The 18,616-nt window shown below is 59.6% G+C and carries 12 protein-coding genes; 2 read left to right on the top strand and 10 right to left on the bottom strand.

What is annotated here, in order from left to right:
- Positions 1-419 precede the first annotated feature (419 nt).
- Positions 420-3,512: an efflux RND transporter permease subunit gene (locus FYK55_RS23120; RefSeq protein WP_150078998.1), complete on the bottom strand. Its 3,093-nt coding sequence runs from the start codon at positions 3,510-3,512 to the stop codon at positions 420-422.
- A 210-nt stretch (positions 3,513-3,722) separates the two neighbouring features.
- The gene (locus tag FYK55_RS23125) at positions 3,723-5,219 is read right to left on the bottom strand and encodes an efflux RND transporter periplasmic adaptor subunit (protein WP_150078999.1); all 1,497 of its coding nucleotides are present in this window, start codon (positions 5,217-5,219) and stop codon (positions 3,723-3,725) included.
- A 406-nt stretch (positions 5,220-5,625) separates the two neighbouring features.
- On the opposite strand from FYK55_RS23125, the gene FYK55_RS23130 reads away from it, so the two are divergent.
- Positions 5,626-6,015, top strand: a complete 390-nt coding sequence (locus FYK55_RS23130) for a hypothetical protein (RefSeq protein ID WP_150079000.1) — start codon at positions 5,626-5,628, stop codon at positions 6,013-6,015.
- Positions 6,016-6,248: 233 nt separating this feature from the next.
- Complete coding sequence (locus FYK55_RS23135) at positions 6,249-6,683, top strand: RrF2 family transcriptional regulator (RefSeq protein ID WP_150079001.1); 435 nt, start codon at positions 6,249-6,251, stop codon at positions 6,681-6,683.
- Positions 6,684-6,814: 131 nt separating this feature from the next.
- Here FYK55_RS23135 and moaA read toward each other — a convergent pair whose 3' ends face one another.
- The 8 genes from moaA to FYK55_RS23175 form a co-directional block, all read right to left on the bottom strand.
- The gene (gene moaA / locus FYK55_RS23140; RefSeq protein WP_150079002.1) at positions 6,815-7,795 is read right to left on the bottom strand and encodes a GTP 3',8-cyclase MoaA; all 981 of its coding nucleotides are present in this window, start codon (positions 7,793-7,795) and stop codon (positions 6,815-6,817) included.
- 88 nt (positions 7,796-7,883) lie between these two features.
- The gene (locus FYK55_RS23145) at positions 7,884-8,315 is read right to left on the bottom strand and encodes a globin family protein (RefSeq protein ID WP_150079003.1); all 432 of its coding nucleotides are present in this window, start codon (positions 8,313-8,315) and stop codon (positions 7,884-7,886) included.
- A gap of 114 nt (positions 8,316-8,429) precedes the next feature.
- Entirely contained in the window at positions 8,430-9,044 is a 615-nt protein-coding gene (locus FYK55_RS23150; protein ID WP_150079004.1) for a Tll0287-like domain-containing protein, read from the bottom strand.
- A gap of 192 nt (positions 9,045-9,236) precedes the next feature.
- Positions 9,237-10,652: a cytochrome c3 family protein gene (locus FYK55_RS23155; RefSeq protein WP_150079005.1), complete on the bottom strand. Its 1,416-nt coding sequence runs from the start codon at positions 10,650-10,652 to the stop codon at positions 9,237-9,239.
- 2 nt (positions 10,653-10,654) lie between these two features.
- Positions 10,655-12,694: an FAD-dependent oxidoreductase gene (locus FYK55_RS23160; protein WP_150079006.1), complete on the bottom strand. Its 2,040-nt coding sequence runs from the start codon at positions 12,692-12,694 to the stop codon at positions 10,655-10,657.
- Positions 12,695-13,155: 461 nt separating this feature from the next.
- Positions 13,156-14,841 carry an alginate export family protein gene (locus FYK55_RS23165; protein ID WP_150079007.1) on the bottom strand — a complete coding sequence of 562 codons (1,686 nt, stop codon included), beginning with the start codon at positions 14,839-14,841 and terminating at the stop codon, positions 13,156-13,158.
- A gap of 265 nt (positions 14,842-15,106) precedes the next feature.
- On the bottom strand, positions 15,107-16,693 hold the full coding sequence (locus tag FYK55_RS23170; protein WP_150079008.1) for a sulfite reductase subunit alpha: 1,587 nt from the start codon (positions 16,691-16,693) through the stop codon (positions 15,107-15,109).
- A gap of 95 nt (positions 16,694-16,788) precedes the next feature.
- The gene (locus tag FYK55_RS23175; protein WP_150079009.1) at positions 16,789-18,609 is read right to left on the bottom strand and encodes a NirA family protein; all 1,821 of its coding nucleotides are present in this window, start codon (positions 18,607-18,609) and stop codon (positions 16,789-16,791) included.
- Between the last annotated feature and the right edge of the window lie 7 nt (positions 18,610-18,616).

Below are 18,616 nucleotides of genomic sequence, written 5' to 3' on the forward strand. Positions count from 1 at the left end.
GGACTTTCACGGAGTTCATGACATCTTCCGCTGCAAGCCCTCGTTCCGAAGTCGGTGTACCACCTGTTACGAACCCGGAACAAACCTTCGCCCCGCTGGTCCATCAGTCGCCACGCTCGCCAGAGCGTGGTGTTCCGCCGTCTGGCGACGGCAGCTACGGTCTTTCACGGAACTCATGACCTATTCCGCTGCAAGCCGTCGTTCCGAAGTCGATGCGCCACTTGTTACGAACCCGGAACAAACCTTCGCCCCACTGGTCCATCAGTAGACACGCTCGCCAGAGCGTGGTGTTCCGCCGTCTGGCGACGGCAGCTACGGTCTTTCACGGAACTCATGACCTATTCCGCTACAAGCCCTCGTTCCGAAGTCGATGCACCGCTTGTTACGAACCCGGAACAAACCTTCGCTCCGCTGGTCCATCAGTGGTGTTCATGGCTCAGTTTCATCACGTGCAGTCCGCGAGCGAACCACGGGTAGATGCAGGGAACCACCAAGGAAGTCAGCAGCGTGGAGGTGATCAATCCGCCGATCACCACGGTTGCCAACGGTCGTTGCATCTCTGCCCCGTCACCGGTGGAGAGCGCCATCGGCAGGAAGCCCAAACTGGCAACCAATGCGGTCATCAGAACCGGTCGCAGCCGAACCAAAGCCGTTTCATGGCTCACCTCGCGGAGCGGTAGCCCCGTATGACGCAGGTTCTCCGCCGCGCTGACCCACACCAATCCGTTCAGCACGGCGACGCCGAACAAAGCGATGAATCCGACGCCGGCCGAGATGCTGAACGGCATGTCGCGGAGATACAATGCGTACACGCCTCCCGACGCCGCCATCGGAACGGCCAGGAAAATCAGGAACGCCAGACGCAGCGACCCCAGACTGGTGTGCAGCAGCAGCATGATCACCACCAACACGATCGGCGTGATGATGGCCAGCCGGCGACTGGCCGATTGCAAGTTCTCAAAATCACCGCCCCACCGGATTTCATAGCCCGGCGGCAGGTCGACCTTGTCGTCGATCGAACGTTTCGCTTCAGCGACAAAGCTTGCAACGTCGCGTCCGCGGACATTTGCCGAAATGAACGTTCGACGCCGGTTGCCCTCATGTTCAATCGAGGGCGGCGTCTCTTCCAGTTCAATGTCCGCCAGCTCCTTGAGCGGAATCGCTTGCCCCTGCGAGTCGGCGACGGGAACCTGTTCCAGCAGTGCCAGGTTTTCTCGCCACACTTGGGGAATGCGGACCATGATCGGGTAGCGGGCCCGTCCCTCGAAAATCTGGCCGACCTCGTGCCCGCCCAGAGAAGCCACGACGTCCAGGACATTTTGAGCGTCGATTCCGTACTGCGCCAAAGCCTCTGCCTTGGTATTGATCGTCAGCGTCGAGAGGTTGGCCTGGTAGTCCGCTTTGACATCGACCGCGCCGGGGATTGTCCGCAGGACCGATTCGATTTGCTTCCCCTTCTCGCCCAGGATTTCGAGATCGTCTCCGTACAGGAGGACGGCGACGTCCGCTTTGACGCCGGCAACCAATTCGTCCACCCGCATTTCGATCGGCTGCGTGAAGCCGAAAGCGACGCCGGGGACGTTCGCATTGAGGTCGTCCGACATTTGTTCGATCAACTCATTGCGCGTCTTGTGTTCGGGCCACTGGTGGATCGGCTTGAGCAGCACCCAAACGTCGGTCTGGTGCACGCCCATCACGTCGTTGGCAATCTCCGGACGGCCTGTTTTGCAGAAAACCGTCTTCACCTCCGGATACTTCATCAGGATGTCCTCGATCTGCGTCGACATTTCGATCGAACCTTCCAACGTGGCACTTGGCAAACGCAGGGCTTCGACCAGCAGATCGCCCTCTTCCAAGCGGGGCATGAACTCGGCACCCAGATTGCGAGCGACGGGCAGGCTGACGGCAAACACCATTAAAGCGGTGGCAACGGTCACGATTGGATGCCGGATGGCTCGCGTGACGATCGGTTCGTAAAACCATTTGACCACTCGAACCAGGAAGACTTCCTTTTCGTCCATTTTCTTCGGCAGAAAGATGGACGCCATCGCGGGCATGAAACTGAGCGACAACAGCAGCGAACCGCCCAGTGCGAACAAGACGGTCAATGCCATCGGACGGAACAGTTTTCCTTCGGTGCCTTCCAGCATCAGGATCGGCAGGAACACGACGGCGATGATCAATTCGCCAAACATGGTGGGTTTGCGAACTTCGACCGCGGCGTCACAAATCACGTCTTCGTGTTTGGCGTCGCCGTTGTCGTGCGACAACTTGCGGATACAGTTCTCGACCATGATCACCGAACTATCGACGATCAGTCCGAAGTCGATCGCGCCCAGGCTCATCAAGCTGGCGGTCACTCCGGTCGCCCGCATCACGTTGGTCGCGAACAACATCGAGAGGGGAATGGCCAGGGCGACGATGATTCCCGCCCGCAGATTTCCGAGCATCAGCAGCAGCACCACGATCACCAGCAGGCCGCCTTCGGTCAGGTTGGTCAGCACGGTTTTCAGCGTTCGGCCGATCAACGCGGATCGATCGTAGGTCACTTCCAGTCGGACACCCTCAGGGAGCGTTTTTTCGATCTCGTCCAGCCGCTGCTTGGCGGCTTGAACCACCTCTCGGGAGTTTTCACCGATCAGCATCATGACCAATCCGGTCACGATCTCGCCGCGGCCGTCTCGCGTCACCGCGCCCTGCCGCGTCATCGGTTGAATGCTCACGGTGGCCACGTCCCGAACCAAAATCGGGTTTCCATCCGCATCGCGCCGGATCACCACCGATTCGATGTCGTCTTCGCAGTGCAACAAGGACACGCCACGGATGAATCTTTGTTCGCCATGATGGATCACGTAGCCGCCGCCGGCGGTGCTGTTGTTTTGTTCCAACCGCGAAAACAGCTGCTCCATGGAAACACCGTAGCTGGCCATCCGATCCGGGTCGGGTTGGACTTCGTAGGTTTTGTAGTACCCACCGTGAGTGTTCACCTCGGTCACGCCCTTGACTTCCCGCAGCCGCGGCGAGATGTCCCATTCCAACATGGTGCGGAGTTCCATCGGCGTGTGACGTTCGCTGCGAACCTCGAATTGCAGGATCTCGCCCAAGGCCGTCGTCAGAGGACCGACGGTGGGCGTGCCGTAACCGTTGGGAATCTTGCTGGCGGCATCGGAAAGGCGTTCGGACACCAACTGCCGGGCGCGGTAGATGTCGGTTCCTTCCTGGAAGACGATGGTTACCACGGAGATGCCGAATTTGGACACGCTGCGCAATTCTTCAACGTCCGGTAGGCCACCCATCGTCGTTTCGACCGGATACGTCACGTAACGTTCGACTTCCACCGGCGACAATGATCCCGCGTCCGTCACGACCTGGACCTGAACGTTGGTCATGTCGGGAACCGCGTCGATGGGCAGGTGCAGCGCGGAGTAGACGCCGGCGCCAGCCATCAGCAACGTCAAAATGATGACCAGGCCGCGATTGACCAGGGACAGTTCGATGATCTTGGTGAGCATGGTGGGGACGTAGGCGGGGGGTCAATCTCGGAGGGGGGCGGTGGGTGTGGCCCGCGTCTCCATGCGAGCCGGAGTCGGCGAGCGTTCACGCTGCTGCCTCGGAATTCAGCGACGGCGGATTGCCAGGATCTCAGACACCTTGGAACGCCGGGAAAGGTCCGTGGCAAGTCGGGTCGCCAACATATTCAAGGCGTCGCAAAACGGCGTTCACTATTCCGCCTCGCCCTGCAACAACAACTCGGACTTCAGCAGAAAGGCACCGTCGGTCACGACCAGCTGTCCGGGAGAAAGTCCGTCAACGACCTCCACCCAGTCCTCTGACGATTGTCCCGTCGTGACATCAACGCGTTTGTAGGTGCCATTGCTGGTGTCCACGAAAACGAACTTCTGATTCTCATGCTGGATCACCGACTCCGGCTTGATCGCCAACGCGGTACGGGCCTGGCCGATGGGGACGGTCACACGAACGAACATTCCCGGACGCAGCAGCCCGTCACGGTTATCGATCGTCGCGATCAGCGGGACAGAATTGGTGCCCGATTCCACTTCCCGCCCCACGTATTTGATGGTGGCGTCGAATTCCTGGTCGTCCAACGCAGGCACCCGCACCGTCACCTTCGCCCCGGGTTGCAAAACAACCGCGGACCAGTCGTTTTCGCGAATGCTCGCGGCGACATACAGGGACCGCGTGTCCGCCAAAACAAACAACGAGTCTCCGCTGGAAACCCGTTCGTTGTTGGCGTACTGCCGTGATTCAACCGTTGCGGCAAACGGTGCCCGAACTTCCAAACGCGACAGGGCCTCCTGGTCGCTCAGGCTGACCGTCGAACGGTCTTCCTGATATCCCAGCAGAGTCTCGACCGCCTGCCAGGCGAGGTTGAGTTGGCGATCGGCCTCCGCCAGGTCCGCTTCAGCCTGCATCCGCGATTTGCTGGCGGCAAAGGTTGCCTGATCACAGGCCGTCCTGAATTCCGTTTCCGCGATCTGTCGTTCCGCTTCACGCTCGCGGACGGCCCTTCCCGAGACGGCGCCCGAATCGGCAAGGGGCGATATCTTTTCCAACACTTGGTTGGACAACCGCAGTTTTGAGTAGGCCGACAAGATGTCCTGCCGATAGCTGCCCAATGAACGGTCCGAGAACGTCGCCTCGATTTCGTCCGGAGAACTTCGCTGCTTGACCATCGAGAGCAAGGTCTGAAGATTTTGTTCGACGCGTGTTTCGCGTTCCAGGATTTGCTGAGCGATTTCCCGTTGTTGTTTGCACTTGAGAATCGCGGCGCGTGCGCGTCCGATTTCCGGGCTGCGGAGCACCGCCAGCAACTGCCCTTCTTTGACCTGCTCTCCAGGCGTCACGAGCACTTCCGCCAGAATTCCATCCATCGGTGCCCTGACGTCAATGTGCTTCGATTCGTCGTATCGGATTCGCCCCGGAACGGTGTGCACGTGCTGCAGCGATTGGTTTTCAGCCGCCACGCTCTGCAATTTTGCCGCATCCAGTTTTCCCTGAGGCAACGCCAGCGCATCCGTCAGGGCGGCGTCCGCACCATCGCCTTCGCTGCTGACCTCCGACTCACCGGTTGACTGAATCAAGTGATGAATGGCCAGCCATCCCACACCGAGTACGGCGAGGACCAGAATCGTGGGCGCCATCTTGGCAAGGGACTGCAGCGGCCGCGTCGGGGCCGCCGGATGCGAGTCGTCGGACATCGGATCGGGCTTGGTGAGGTCGGTGGAGGGAATTCAGTCGATCGCCCACCGAAGCATCGCCCGTGCCACACGCGATTGGACCCGTAATTTACGGCATTTCACCCCACTTTCACGGTTGCGACCCGGCAGCAAGCAAAGAGATTCACCAACCCGCTGGAAAGAAACTGTCCACCCCCAGAACAGACCGGTGAGCTCGCCGAACCAGCCATCAGCGGACCGACCGCGGTTCTCCGCTCCGAGCTCTCGGCGGGACGACGAATCAGAGAAATCTGCTCCAATTCAGCACGATTGCTGAAGATCGGAACGATTGCCGCATCCAAAACTTCTGAGTGCCGCCAGACCGGGGCCGCACTCCGCCTCTAAGATCCATGGTGATCCAAGCACTTTGTAAACACGGGAATAATTGATGCGCACGAACTTAGCGACTTCAGTGACTCTTTTCGCGGCTTTCTTGTTGGTCGTGGCCGGATGCAACCAGTCGCCCGATAGCGACATTCCGCCGCAAAGCGAAACCCAGAACTCGACGGCGGCGAGCGGAGACGTCGAGACCTCCGTTGAATCCGAACCGACGGCGGCTGCCGATTCGATGCCGGCGGGGCTGAAAGAGTTGGATGCGGACGACCGTACCGCTGCCATGCAACAGAAGGTCTGTCCCGTCAGCGGCCAATCGCTGGGCTCCATGGGCGCGCCCAAGAAGATTGACGTCGACGGGCAAAGCGTTTGGATCTGTTGTGATTCCTGCGAAGAGAAGCTGTTGGCGGATCCGCAGAAATACCTGGCGAAGCTGGAACCTTAGTGCTTCTTCCGGTCTGGTTCTGTGACCAATGATGGAGCGATTGGCCGATCGGATCTTGCCATGCTTTGGGCAATGCAGGCGGACTCGTTCAGTCGAATTCGATGGAAACGACGCCGACCGTCACGCGGGCCTGGGTCTCCCCCGATCGGGCTCGGTCGCCGGTCGACGTTCGGGTATAATGGCACCGTGCGATCATCGCGAGTTGCGTCCGTGTCCCGCCCGAGTGTTCATTCATGCTTTCTAAAACGGCCGAGTACGCATTGCGTGCTGTTGCTTACATGGGTAGCCGTCCTGGAAGCCCCGCTTCGGCTGACATGATGGCCGAACGGACGAAGGTTCCCCGTCGGTACCTGACCCGGGTCCTTCAGGATCTGGCATCGGCGGGTTTGGTCCGTTCTCGGCCTGGCCCGGGCGGCGGCTACGAGTTGTGTGTCTCGATCGACAAACTGACCATTTTGGACGTGGTGGAGAAGGTCGGTCCGATCGAACGAATTCGGTCATGTCCGCTCGGGTTGAAATCCCACACGGCGCTGTGCCCGCTGCACGCCGCGTTGGACGATGCTTACGCGGCCACCGAGAATGCGTTTCGGGGCGTGACGATCAAGGAGTTGATCGAATCGACCAGTCCCATCATTCCCCTGTGCGAAAGCGGAGTCGTAGCTGACTAGCTCGACAGCGTTACTTTGGGTGAGCCGCGTGGCGCTAGCCGCGGTTTTTGTCGCCTCAACCGGCGGCTAGCGCCTTGCCGCTCTTTGCACCGCAAATCACGGCGTTTTTGATTGAAAGCGGCGTTGCCCACCTACCCGCCGATGGCGTACATGGGACGTGAGGGACGGCGGAAGGTCAAATCGTCCGTTCCGTGCCCGGCTTTTTTCGCCGCCACGGCGGTGCGAATCAAATCCGCGACCTGTTCATCAGTCGCCCCGGAGCGCAGCATTGCCCGCACGTCCGCCGAGTCTTCGCCGAACAGACAATTGCGGATTTGGCCGTCCGCCGTCAAACGAAAACGATTGCATGTGTCGCAGAACGGTCGCGTGACGGAGGGAATGACGCCAATCCGGCCGATCCCATCGGGAAAAACATAGTCGGTCGCAGGTGAACTGCCATCGTGTGGGACTGCCGTCAGCGGCCCGACCAGCGATCGGAACCGTTGCAGGATCTGGTCACCTGAGAGAACCGCATCCGGGTCCCAGGCACCATCGGAGTCCAATGGCATGAACTCGATGAATCGGATCGGAATGCCGGTGACACTTGTGTAATTGGCAAAACGCTCCAACTGGTGTTCCGTGAAGCCTCGCATTGCGATCGCATTGATCTTGACGCTCAACCCCACCTGGATCGCTCGCTGGATTCCATCCAGGACGCGATCCAACCCCGGCCGCCGAGTGACCTGACGAAAAGCGGATTCATCCATCGCATCCAGGCTGACGTTGACGCTACGCAATCCGGCGTCGGCCAACCCCGCTGCTTGATCGCCAAGCAGGATTCCGTTGCTGGTCAGAGAGACCTTCTTGATCCCATCAATTCTTACCAGGACCGCGACCAACTTTTCGATCTCGGAACGGACAAGCGGCTCGCCGCCGGTCAACCGGACGTCATCGACGCCCAATGACGCGGAAATCTGAACGAAACGCGTGATCTCCTCGAAGCTCAGTATGTCTCGCCGATGCTGGTAGATCGGCGTTTCGGCCGGCATGCAGTACGTGCAGCGCAGATTGCATCGATCTGTCACGCTGACGCGCAGACTCGTATGCAATCGACCAAACCGATCTTGAAGCATGGGCGGAAAACGGAGGAGACGGAAATCGGGGCGCGCGAACACTTCCGTGATATCGTGCACCAACGATTTTATCAAGTCGCGGTGAAGATCACGAGGTTGTCGGGGCGGGCTGGTCCTCGTGAGCCGCATCCAGCATCACGTTGCTGAGCGTCACGTAGGTGATCGTCCAGGCCTCTTTGACCTCGTCGGTGAATCCTTCGCCCAGCCCCTGCTGCAGCGTCCACAACAACGCCTCTCCGACGGTCTTGTAGCTCTCATCTGGGACACCGTACTTGACGTGACGTCGTCCCAATTCCTGCACGGCCGGAAGTATTTCGTCCAGCTTCGTCAGCGACATCACCGCCAGATTCAACGTGGCCATCAACTTCTTTCCCTGCTCTTTCATGTCGCCCTTGAATAGCGGACGCAGCGAGGGATCCAATTCGAACAGGCGGCCGTAAAAAAGTTCGGCAGCTTGTTCAGAGATGGGTTTGACTTGGTTCCAGGACGACTGAACGAGATTGATTTGCTCTGGTGTCATTGTTTCAACGGGGTTCGATAGGTTTCGGAATGACCGACCGATGGCCGGGAGAGTTACGGGCAACACAGGTTGGAAGACGGAGGATCGAGAACGGCGCTGCGGGTGGCCGTCCTGTTAAAGAGGCACGCGGACCAGGACGCCGCCCATCACGTCGTCCTGCCCGAATTCGGGATAGCCGTCTCCGCGGTTCGGGTGCTCGTTGTGGCACGACCAACAGGCTTCCGCGACCGCGCGGTCCGGGTAAACCGCGACGAAGTACTTCTTACCGCCAAGTTCTTCCTCGCCATAAAAGTTGTCGCCGGGATGCTCGCTGATGAACTCCAACGCCTTCTGCTCAAAATCGCTTTTCGGTTGGTGCTGTTCGTTCAGTGGCCATTGGCTTCGCAGCGAATAGGAAAAACCCGCCTCGGGGTTTTCCGCAACAAGTTCGGCCCCCATGCGAAACATCTGCGCCGGAAGCGGGATCGCATTTTCGGAGTCCTTCCAGTACTCGTCCGCGGTGACCGGCGAATCCTGTTTCTTCAGATTGGTCACCACGTGGGTCGCGTAGACGGTCCGGTCGGCCATCATCACCGCGTGAACTCCATCGGCGAACTGTTGGGGCGTGATGCCACCGGTCGGCGTCGAACTCGCTTCGGATTTGCTGCACCCGGACAGGCAGATGGCGGTCAGCCCGACCAGCAGGCAGCACGGTGCGACCACGCCCGTGAGACGGCGGAAAATAGACATGTCAATCATTCCTCAGATGGCGGACAAAAGGGGACAAACTTCAAGAATCAATCAAGGGATTTGCTGGGCAGCGACACTTTCATGTAGACGCTTGCCAAGGTGTAGAAACATCGGTTGAGCCGTCGCTTGGCGACGGCCGCCACATCGAATTGGTGAATTGCGAAATCTCCGCGTCAAGGTGCTGCGGACAAATCATTGATCTGCTTTGGTCCGCCGTTTGGACTGCCGCTGCGTAAACCAATCGTGTGCCATTTGCACGCTCTCAACGCGTCGCTCGGGTGTATTTCCGTAACACGTCGTCTTCCCGAGAGGATCGGCCAGCGCGTTCAATGCGAAATCCAGTCCGTGGCAATTCATGCAGACTTCGCGAGCCATGGTCTCACTCGGACGCAGCGATGCGTTTTGATCGTGGTTCACCCACACACCGCGGTTTCCTTCCAAGCGTGGCAGGTGGCAGGTCGCACAACTGACGCCGGTGCCACGCTCGCCCGATCCGGAAACTTCCTCTTCCCACAGCGATGCGTGCGTCGTGTCGCGGTAGGCCAGCGAATGCGAATCGGCGTGACATCGCAAGCAGGCATCGACTGCTGCGAACTCCGTGTCGAAGCGGTGACCCGGATGACAGGCGTTGCAATCCAACGATTCATGTGCCGTCCCGGCATGCATGGGAAGCAACGCCAGTGAAGGCGTCATCGGCGGCAGGCCCGCCGCGATCCGCATGCCATGCTTTCCGGTCTGAAAACTGTCCACCTGTTGTTCGTGGCAAGTTTCACAGTCGGCGACGGAAAGCTTGTCGGACCAGGCGGCCGCTTCGGCCTGCCCACCATGACAGCCCGTGCAGTTCACGCCGGCCGCGGCATGAGCCGTTTCCGCCCAGTCACCGACCAACTCTGGAGAGACAACGATGTCTTCGGGCGCGTCGGCGTCCCCGACCTGCAGCGGCTCAGCCTGCCATTTGGCGACGGACAGTGCAGCGACCGTGTCGCGAAGCGGCAGCTTTGCGTCGGGCAGCAAGTCCGGTTCGCCAAAGTGGTCGTCCAAGAACTTTTCGTACAAGGCGCGATTGTCGTGGTAGTTGTGGCAGCCCGCCGTGGCGCAACTGTCGTACGCCATTCCGGCATGGCTGGGACGGTTTTCGGCAACCTCCTGGTGACAGTGCCAACAGTAATCGGCTGGCAGGGTCAGCCCCATGTTCAGCGTCCGGTCCGGAACGTGTTCCTGGTGGCAAGTCAAACAGTTTTGCGCGTCCAACGCGGCCAGGCGATCCGCATTGGTTGGATCGTTGAACTTGCTGGCCGGATGGGTGTCGTTGGCGGCTTTCAATTGATCACCGTGACAACGGATGCAGGCATCCTGCATGACATCGGATGCGGAAGGCGGCGCGTTACCCTGCGATGGCGCGTGGCAGGCATCGCAATCCATTTCGATCTGGTGGTGACCATGTGTGGTTTTGCCAGGTAGCCAGGCAGTTTTGATGTTGGACGCCGGCGCAACCAAACCGTAGGTGAAATAGGCGGCGATGCAGGCGTTCAGCGAGGCCCACCACAGCCACTTGGAAGTCCAAGCAGCCTTCGTGAAACGTTTTGCAGCGGGTTCCGTCACGGACATCCTCAATCGCTGAACCAGTAAAAGCTAAGGATGTGCAGTGCGATCAAGACCGGCAGTGGCCATGTCAGCCACAAGTGCAAACGCGTCAGTCGAGGCCGGTACTTTCGGACCAGCATCCCCGTCGTGCCGATCAGACGGTTCTCCAGGCTGCTCGCCAGGCCGGTGATCCCGCCAAGCACGCCGGCCGACAGAAAGCACACCGCGAGAAGGAAATTCAGATTGCTTCCCAATCGCAGCCCGGTGTGGATCGCGACGCCCACGATGACGCTGGTGCCGAGTACCCCGTGCACGGCGCGCCAGAAGCCGTAGGATCCGAATCGGAACCAGTTCCATCGTTTGCGGAGCGAAATCACCAGGCCCAGCAGCGTGAGCGTCAGCAGGGTGTATCCGGTCACCTTGCGAGCCAGATCACTCCGCCACAGGACGTCCACGTTGCGCCACGCCGACTGCACGCTGTCAGCCATGTCCACTGGGGGAGCAACCATCCAAATTGCTCCCATCAGCAGTGCGACGAGCGACGCGACCAGCATCACGTTCGCCCCCGGCAAAACGGTGTGCCCCGGCGTTGCTCCGGCGAGCTCCGACACCAGCGATTTGCAGCTTCCGCAGGCCGTCGAGGCGCCGCAGGATTCCGCGATTTGCAACGGATCCGTGATCCCCTGCGCGACCAGTTCGCTGATCGTCCGCTTGGGAATGGAAAGGCACGAACAGACCGTGGCGTCGGGAGGCCATTGAGTCACCGGCAACGCGCCGCCGGGAGCCCAAGGCGAACCGGTTTTCAAGAATCGCTTCCGCTGCCAAGACCAGAGACGTTGCCCCTTCTGGATGGCTTGCCGGATTTGCGGGACTTCATCCCAATCTCCGACGCACGATGCGCCCGCGATCCGGCCACGTTCGACCAGTAGTTTTCGATAGCCACGATCATCGTGATGCGTGATCACGTTGCCGCCAGGCGATTCTCCGATGATGCGTCCGAGCGACGCGACCTGAACGCCCAACAATTTCAACTCGGCGGATTCGTCTGCACCGGTGAAGGTCGACGCCTGGCCGCATAGTCTTTGGGCCAGCACATCGGCCATTCGGTAACAGGGTGCGGCCAAACCGTAGACATGGTCACGAAACGAAGCGCATTCACCGATCGCATAAATGTTCGGATCGGTGGTCTGCAAACACTCATCGACCGCGATGCCTCGCCGCGGGCCGATTTCCAGGCCCGCACTTTCCGCCAATTCGTCATTGGGCCGAACGCCCGCGGCAATGATCAGGAGGTCGACGTCCAACGGCTCCGCATTGAAGAAGTCAATCGTCAACCCGCCGCCATCACGATGACGGATCGATTGGGTGCGTCGAACCAAATGGATCTTGATTCCGATCGACTCGATTCGCTCACGCAGAAAGCCTGCTGCTTCGGAGTCCAGCTGTTTGGGCATCAGCCCCGGCGCCATCTCAATGACGCTGACCGAAAGGCCAAGATCTTGCAAAACTTTGGCCGCTTCCAGGCCCAACAGTCCGCCACCAATCACCGCACCGACCTTCGCCTGTCGCTGCCGGCACGCACGAGCAATCGACTGCAAGTCCGAAAGCGTCCGATAGACGAACACGCCTTCCAAATCGGCTCCCGGGATGGGAGGGACAAACGCATGAGATCCGGTGGCGAGCACCAACTGATCGTAAGGGTCGATCTGGCCGTGATCGTCAACAATGACGGCATGGTCCCGATGAATTTGGACCACCCGACGCCCGGTGCGCAATTGCACGCCGTGCGCGGCGTACCACTCGCGCGGTGCCAACAGCAGGCGGTCTGGCGACGGATCGGCAAAGTAACGCGACAGGTTGACCCGATCGTAAGCCGGTTGCGGCTCCTCCCCAATGATCGTCGTCTCGTAACGATCCAACGCGTTTGCCCGCACCAAACGATCGCACAATCCGAATCCCGCCATGCCTCCGCCGACGATGATCAGCCGTGTCCGCACAGACGTCTCACCGGGCGCAGCGGCGCGAGACCCGGGGGTGGCGGCGGAGGTGGCTGGGGCGATGGACATGGCGGCGCGGCGAGCGGGTAGCAACATGCCGAGCGATTGCGCGAGTGCTCCTCTGCGCGAAGGCTCATCCTTCGGTCGGCAATTCCGTGCGATGACTGCGTCACCTCAATGGCAAACAATGCGCCAGCGATCCCCCTTTTTCCCGCCGGAGTGGCAACTGGATGGTGATTCAACCTTTTGTATACCTGAAGGTCCAGTTTTCCCCCGTAGCGTTGATCGGTACAGAATTTCGACAAAGATTGCCGAGGCGAAATGCCGCTTCGGTGGGCAAGCTCCGATGGGATTTGCCTGGATGATGCGCACGCATGGGCAGCCGGCTGGCAATGGAAGAAGGGTGAACGAGCGGCGATCGCCGCGGTTGGCGATGCCGCTCGTTCACGCGCAAGCCCTCGGGGCGCAGGGCATCAAATGGTGTCCGTCCGGAGACGCCTCGTCGCGACGTCCCCGAACCGCGTTGGACTTCAATAACGCGTCTGGAATTGAGCGTAGAAGAAGTCGCCGTCTGAATCGGTCCCCGCCGCCGGCGGCAGGATCCCTGGCGTGTCGTAGTAGTCCCCGCCGCTGAAGTGGGAGTACCCCAACAAGACGTTGTTGCGGGGGTTCAAATTGATGTTGAACAACAGGTCGATCTCATGCCCCAAATCCTTGGACTGGGCCTGGGTGACCGTGTTGTAGGGTGTCATCACCACACTGTAGGGCGTCGTTTGCTGGTCCAACCGGAAGTAATGGTACCAGAGCACGACCGAGATCTTTTCGGACAGCGGTGTGACGGAGAACACGTTGATGTCGTGAAGGTTCCTCCGTCCGAACAAATCCATGAACCCATTGTACTTGTGTGCCAGCGGGAACAGGTGATCGTAGCCGCCGTCACCGCGCCCGACCTCATCGAAATCTTCCTCTCCAGATGCGTAGTCATAATAGAACCAAACCGTGGGACTCCAAGCGGCACAGCCTAAGTTGCGTCCCAAGCCACCGGTAAAGAACCCGGCATTCTGGTCGTCCGGCGTCGTGTTGTCACCAAATTGGTAAGCACCTTCAAAGTCGTACAGCCACCCGCCGTCAGTCTTGCCGCTGGCCCGGCTGCCAATGGTTTGGTAGTTGAAGCCGACGATGTCGTTTTCATATCCCAAATAGTAGGCTTCCAACTGTCCCAGAGCGGTCCCTTTTCGCGTCGCATAGACACCATAGAACTGCTGATCACTGCTGGCTTCGTCAGCATCTTTGGGATCGATCGGGACGAACTCCGTCCAAAATCCGTCCACGGAAGTGTCGCCATTTTGGTACAGCATCCGGACGCCTTCGAACGTTCGTCGCACGTTTGCCCAGTCCAGCGGAGACACGGTGCGCTGGGCACCGTACAACAGTTCCTGCCGCCCGATCCGTGCCGTCAGCTTTTGCGCCCCCTGATTCAGCAAGTTCACGTCGACAAACAAGTTCTGGATGTCCAGATCGTTCTCTTCGATCGGCCGCGGCGCGAACGTTTCGCCGCTGGAATTCGCGTCCAGGACTTCGCCGTAGACTCGAAACAGGTCATTCATCTTCCAGTCGGCATACAACCGCTGGCGGAAAAGCCAGAAGTTGTCGTCGCGACCGGTGATCCCAAGGCCACGAAAATTCCGTTCATTGTGAAATCGGAAACGGGTTTCACCGCCGAAACTGAGATTGCCGCACGCGGTGTCGATATCCTTCAGGCAGTCACCGCAGAATTCCGGACCGTCGTAGCAGGGATCCTTCAGGTACGAGAAATTGTTGGCATAGAACACGCCGGCGAAGGCTTCCTTCATCTTTGCCATCGCGGCTTCTTTGTCCTTCTTCGTGCAGCAACCGCACGGCGCGAGAGCGTAAGAAGGCGCCGCCGCTGTCGCATCGCCGACGATGGGCGGAGCGAAGGTATCGGCATCACCACCCTGGGTGACATCCTGCATGGCATCGCTGACCGATCCTTCCAATTCCTGGCTGTCCGGAATCGCTGATTCGGCAGGTTGGTCGCTCTCTTGCAGGGCGGCAGTTTGAACAACGACGGGGTACAACTGGGTCGGGCGGCCGGGTTCAGCGGCATGTACGGCTGTTCCCGCGATCAAAGTTGCCAGTGAGGGCGCGATCAGGGTGGCAGCCAAACGCCAGCGGCGTGGCGAGAGACGGTGCATGGTAAAGCCAATCCTTGCTAGGTGTTTTCGAAAATCCGTTTCAAAGTCCGAGGAGTTCGCCGAATGCTTGTCCACCTGCCCGACCAAGCCATTCGCACGCGCGAGCTCCACGACACCCTTTCAATTCGGCGCGCGGAGGTGCACATCTCCGCGGCATCGCAATTTCGCCACCAATATTTGAAGTGAAAATGGGGACAACCCGTCCAACCGTTCCATTTGGTCGACCGGTCCTCCGTCAACAACTCCGCGTTCGGGGGGAGCCGGCTCAGTACACATCCCGATGATAGCGACCCTCGGCGGTAAGTTGCTTAACAAACGCTTCCGCCTGTTCGTCCGACAGCCCGCCGTGCTCGGCGACGACGTCGCGCAAGGCGCGGTCGACGTCGCGAGCCATTCGCGAAGCGTCACCGCAGACATAGAAGCAGGCACCGTCCTGAAGCCAGCGAAACAGTTCGGCGCCGTGTTCACGCATCCGATCCTGCACATAAACCTTTGTCTCACCGTCACGACTGAACGCCGTGTCCAGCCGATCAAGCACCCCAGATTTGACATGATCAAGTAGTTCCTGCTCGTACAGAAAGTCAAAGGCCTCGTGTTGGTCGCCAAAGAACAGCCAGTTCTTGCCGGGTGCTTTGCTTTCGTGGCGCTCTTGCAGGAACGCGATGAAAGGCGCGATTCCCGTTCCAGGTCCGACCATGATCATGGGGGTTTCCGGATTCGCGGGAACGGTGAATCCGGCGTGGTTCGGTTGGACGAAGACACGGACGGACTCGCCTTCAGCCACACGCTCGGCCAACATGGTGCTTGCAACGCCCTTGCGCAAACGACCTTCGCGCTCGTAAGCGACCTTTCCGACAGTCAGGTGCACCTGATCACCGACACGCTTCATGCTGCTGGCAATGGAATACAGCCGTGGATTCAACGGTTCAAAGGTCTCGATGATTTCCGTGACGGAAACGGTCGCGCCTTTAGCCAACTCCAACACATCCAACACATCAAATCCGTCTGGGACTCCGTCCTGGGTCATCAGCGCCAGCGTCGACTGCGCCGCCTGGTCATTGATTCGATCGATCAAGAGTTCCAACAGTTCATCACTGGGGTCCTTCAGGCAACAGTCTTCGCGCAATGCGTCGGCGAGAGATTTTTCGTGGCCCAATGGTGACGTCACCGTCGTGTTGGGATCCGCAGACAGCGACTTGATGATGCGGGAGACCAAATCGGGGCAATTGTTCGGGTAAACACCCAGGGCGTCACCGACCTCGTACCGAAGCCCCGATCCGGACAGATCAATCGCGACGTGTCGTGTGTCCTTCGCGGAGCCTTCCAGATTCAGGCACCGAGATTCCAGCAACTTTGCCTGGAACGGGTTCTGCCGTGAATAGCCGGATTGGCCATTTTTGGTCGATTCCGCGGAGCCGTTCTTGGACTCTCCTGCTGCCGGCCCGTCGTGTTCGGCCAGCACCTTTTTCAGCATCTGTTTGGTTTCCTTGCCACCCGGACTGCAGAGCGTCAGATTGCCTTCCTCCCCTGAGGCGATCGCTTCGCTGTAGGTCTGACAGAGATAGCCGCAGGATCCACAATCCAACTGGGCCATCGCAGCCATCAGTTTTCGTTCAACCGGTTTGTCCTTCGCCAAGTCCATGCGGTCGACGATCGGCAAGGCGGGGTCGTGCCACGGGAAATCCTCCTCTTCTTCCGGCTCGGCGACGGCCGTCTGGGAGAGTCTGATGGCCGCGGCAGCCTCCGAGCCAGACGCTCCGGGCTGCAGACCGGTCAAGCCGGCGAAGAAACCGTTCAACCAGGCGCGTTGTTCTTCGTTGAATGGAGCCGAATCCGGAATGAAACTGGACATAGGACGCGTTCTCAATCGAGAGACAGAAAGAAGGAAGGTTTGGTTTACCGATTCGCGATTTTGACGACAGTCGATCCCCGCGGAGGGCGAAAACCTCACGCCGTGGTGGTCGCCATTTCTCGAAGGCTTTCGTCGCTGGACCGCCGAACGAAATCGACAAAGGGTTCATCCGGGGAGCGCGTTTCCAGGTACCCGCCGATCAGCGCTGCCACCAGCGGCGGAACCGCGTCGAAGGCGACCGATTGAAAGATTTCCCGGCCAATTCCCTGGCGATCTCCCCAGCCGCCGCCCAACACGATGTGATACCCATCGACGGTATCTTCGCCCTGTTCCACTTTGCAGGCGATCAATCCGATATCGCCGATGTAGTGCTGGGCGCAACTGTGGTGGCAGCCCGTGAAATGGATGTTGATGGGAAGATCCAAATCGAACTGGTCTTCCAAGTGTTTCGCCAGCGTCATCGCATTGGCTTTCGTGTCGGCGCCCGCATACTTGCATCCGGCGCTGCCGGTGCAGGCAACCAATCCGGCCCGAAAATTGGTTGCCCTCCAGTGCAATCCGCAACCTTCGATCCTGGACTTGATCGCCTCCAAATCGTCGGTGCGGAGATGCGGCAGGATCAGGTTCTGCCACACGGTCAATCGGACTTCACCCTGGCCGTATTCATCCGCAAGAGCTGCAATTTCGCGGGCCTGGCTGGCGGTCATCCGGCCAACGGGCAAGACGATTCCGACATAGTGTCGATCCGCCTGGCGTTGCCGGTGAAAATCAACATGCGCCAGGCGGTTTTCGTGGTGCGGCAAAGTCACTCTTGAGGCGTCGATGCGTCGCAACGGACGGCCCCATTCTTCTTCCACGGCAGTCAGGAATTTGTCGAATCCCCAATCGTCCAACACGTACTTCAGACGCGCCTTGTTTCGATCGGTCCGATCACCATGCTGGATAAAAACACGAACGATGGCGCCGGCGACTTCAACACATTCGTCTCCGGTCAACAGCACCCCGGTATCTCGGGCAAAATCTTTGTGTCCGGTGATGCCTCCCAGCGTCAGCTGAAAATACACGCCCGCAGGCAGGGATTCGTCGGCATGTTCATCGCTGACCTCCACCGCTCGGAATCCGATGTCGTTGGTGTCTTCCAAAGCAGCGATCTGGCCGCCACCATCGAACGCGATGTTGAACTTTCGCGGCAGCCCGTACATTTCGCGGTGGTTCAAGATGTAGTGGTGCATGCGTTTGGCCAGCGGGATGGTTTCCACCAGTTCGTCCGGGTCGATCCCGGACAAACAGCTGGCGGTACAATTGCGAATGTTGTCGCCGCCGCTGCCCAGGCTGATCAGGTCCAAGTCGCGGATCCCGTACAACACCCGTCGTGCGCCGTCGTCCGGAATCTCCCGCAGTTGGAGGTTGGCCCGCGTGGTCACGTCGATGTAACCGCCCGCCCCGGTTTCCGACAGGTCCGCCAGGCCGCGTAATTGCCAGCTCCGCAGCATGCCTCCGGGGATCCGCAGCCGCATCATGTAGGCGTTTTGATTGGGCGCGACGTAGAACATCCCGTGGAACTTGTGCAGAAACACATCGGTCCCTTTCGGGAATTCGCCGGCGTCGCTGCGGGCGATGATCTCGTCCCACATGTCCAGCGGGTTCTTGTCCGCTTTGGCCTGCTCTTCCTTGGAGAGCTTTCCGCCGTTCTGCTTGACCTTCTGCTGCGCGATCCGAGCAAACCGGTCGGGACCCGCGGCGACCGCATTGCCATCCAGGCTGACGCCGTTGGCGTCCAGCGAGATCGTCGCGCCGTTGGAGACGCTATTGGACAGGACCGGCAGTTTGCTAACCGCCCGGGCGACGTCGGAGCCCATGGTGAAACCGGCCAGGTATTGCTTCTGTGCTTCGGTGAAAGGGTCGGAATTGGACATCAGGCTG

The organism is Roseiconus nitratireducens, from assembly GCF_008629675.1.
Lineage (GTDB): Bacteria > Planctomycetota > Planctomycetia > Pirellulales > Pirellulaceae > Stieleria > Stieleria nitratireducens.

Coding starts and splice junctions, on each gene's coding strand:
- FYK55_RS23120 (WP_150078998.1), bottom strand. CDS start 3,512: ATGCTCACCAAGATCATCGAACTGTCCCTGGTCAATCGCGGCCTGGTC.
- FYK55_RS23125 (WP_150078999.1), bottom strand. CDS start 5,219: ATGTCCGACGACTCGCATCCGGCGGCCCCGACGCGGCCGCTGCAGTCC.
- FYK55_RS23130 (WP_150079000.1), top strand. CDS start 5,626: ATGCGCACGAACTTAGCGACTTCAGTGACTCTTTTCGCGGCTTTCTTG.
- FYK55_RS23135 (WP_150079001.1), top strand. CDS start 6,249: ATGCTTTCTAAAACGGCCGAGTACGCATTGCGTGCTGTTGCTTACATG.
- moaA (WP_150079002.1), bottom strand. CDS start 7,795: ATGCTTCAAGATCGGTTTGGTCGATTGCATACGAGTCTGCGCGTCAGC.
- FYK55_RS23145 (WP_150079003.1), bottom strand. CDS start 8,315: ATGACACCAGAGCAAATCAATCTCGTTCAGTCGTCCTGGAACCAAGTC.
- FYK55_RS23150 (WP_150079004.1), bottom strand. CDS start 9,044: ATGTCTATTTTCCGCCGTCTCACGGGCGTGGTCGCACCGTGCTGCCTG.
- FYK55_RS23155 (WP_150079005.1), bottom strand. CDS start 10,652: ATGTCCGTGACGGAACCCGCTGCAAAACGTTTCACGAAGGCTGCTTGG.
- FYK55_RS23160 (WP_150079006.1), bottom strand. CDS start 12,694: ATGTCCATCGCCCCAGCCACCTCCGCCGCCACCCCCGGGTCTCGCGCC.
- FYK55_RS23165 (WP_150079007.1), bottom strand. CDS start 14,841: ATGCACCGTCTCTCGCCACGCCGCTGGCGTTTGGCTGCCACCCTGATC.
- FYK55_RS23170 (WP_150079008.1), bottom strand. CDS start 16,693: ATGTCCAGTTTCATTCCGGATTCGGCTCCATTCAACGAAGAACAACGC.
- FYK55_RS23175 (WP_150079009.1), bottom strand. CDS start 18,609: ATGTCCAATTCCGACCCTTTCACCGAAGCACAGAAGCAATACCTGGCC.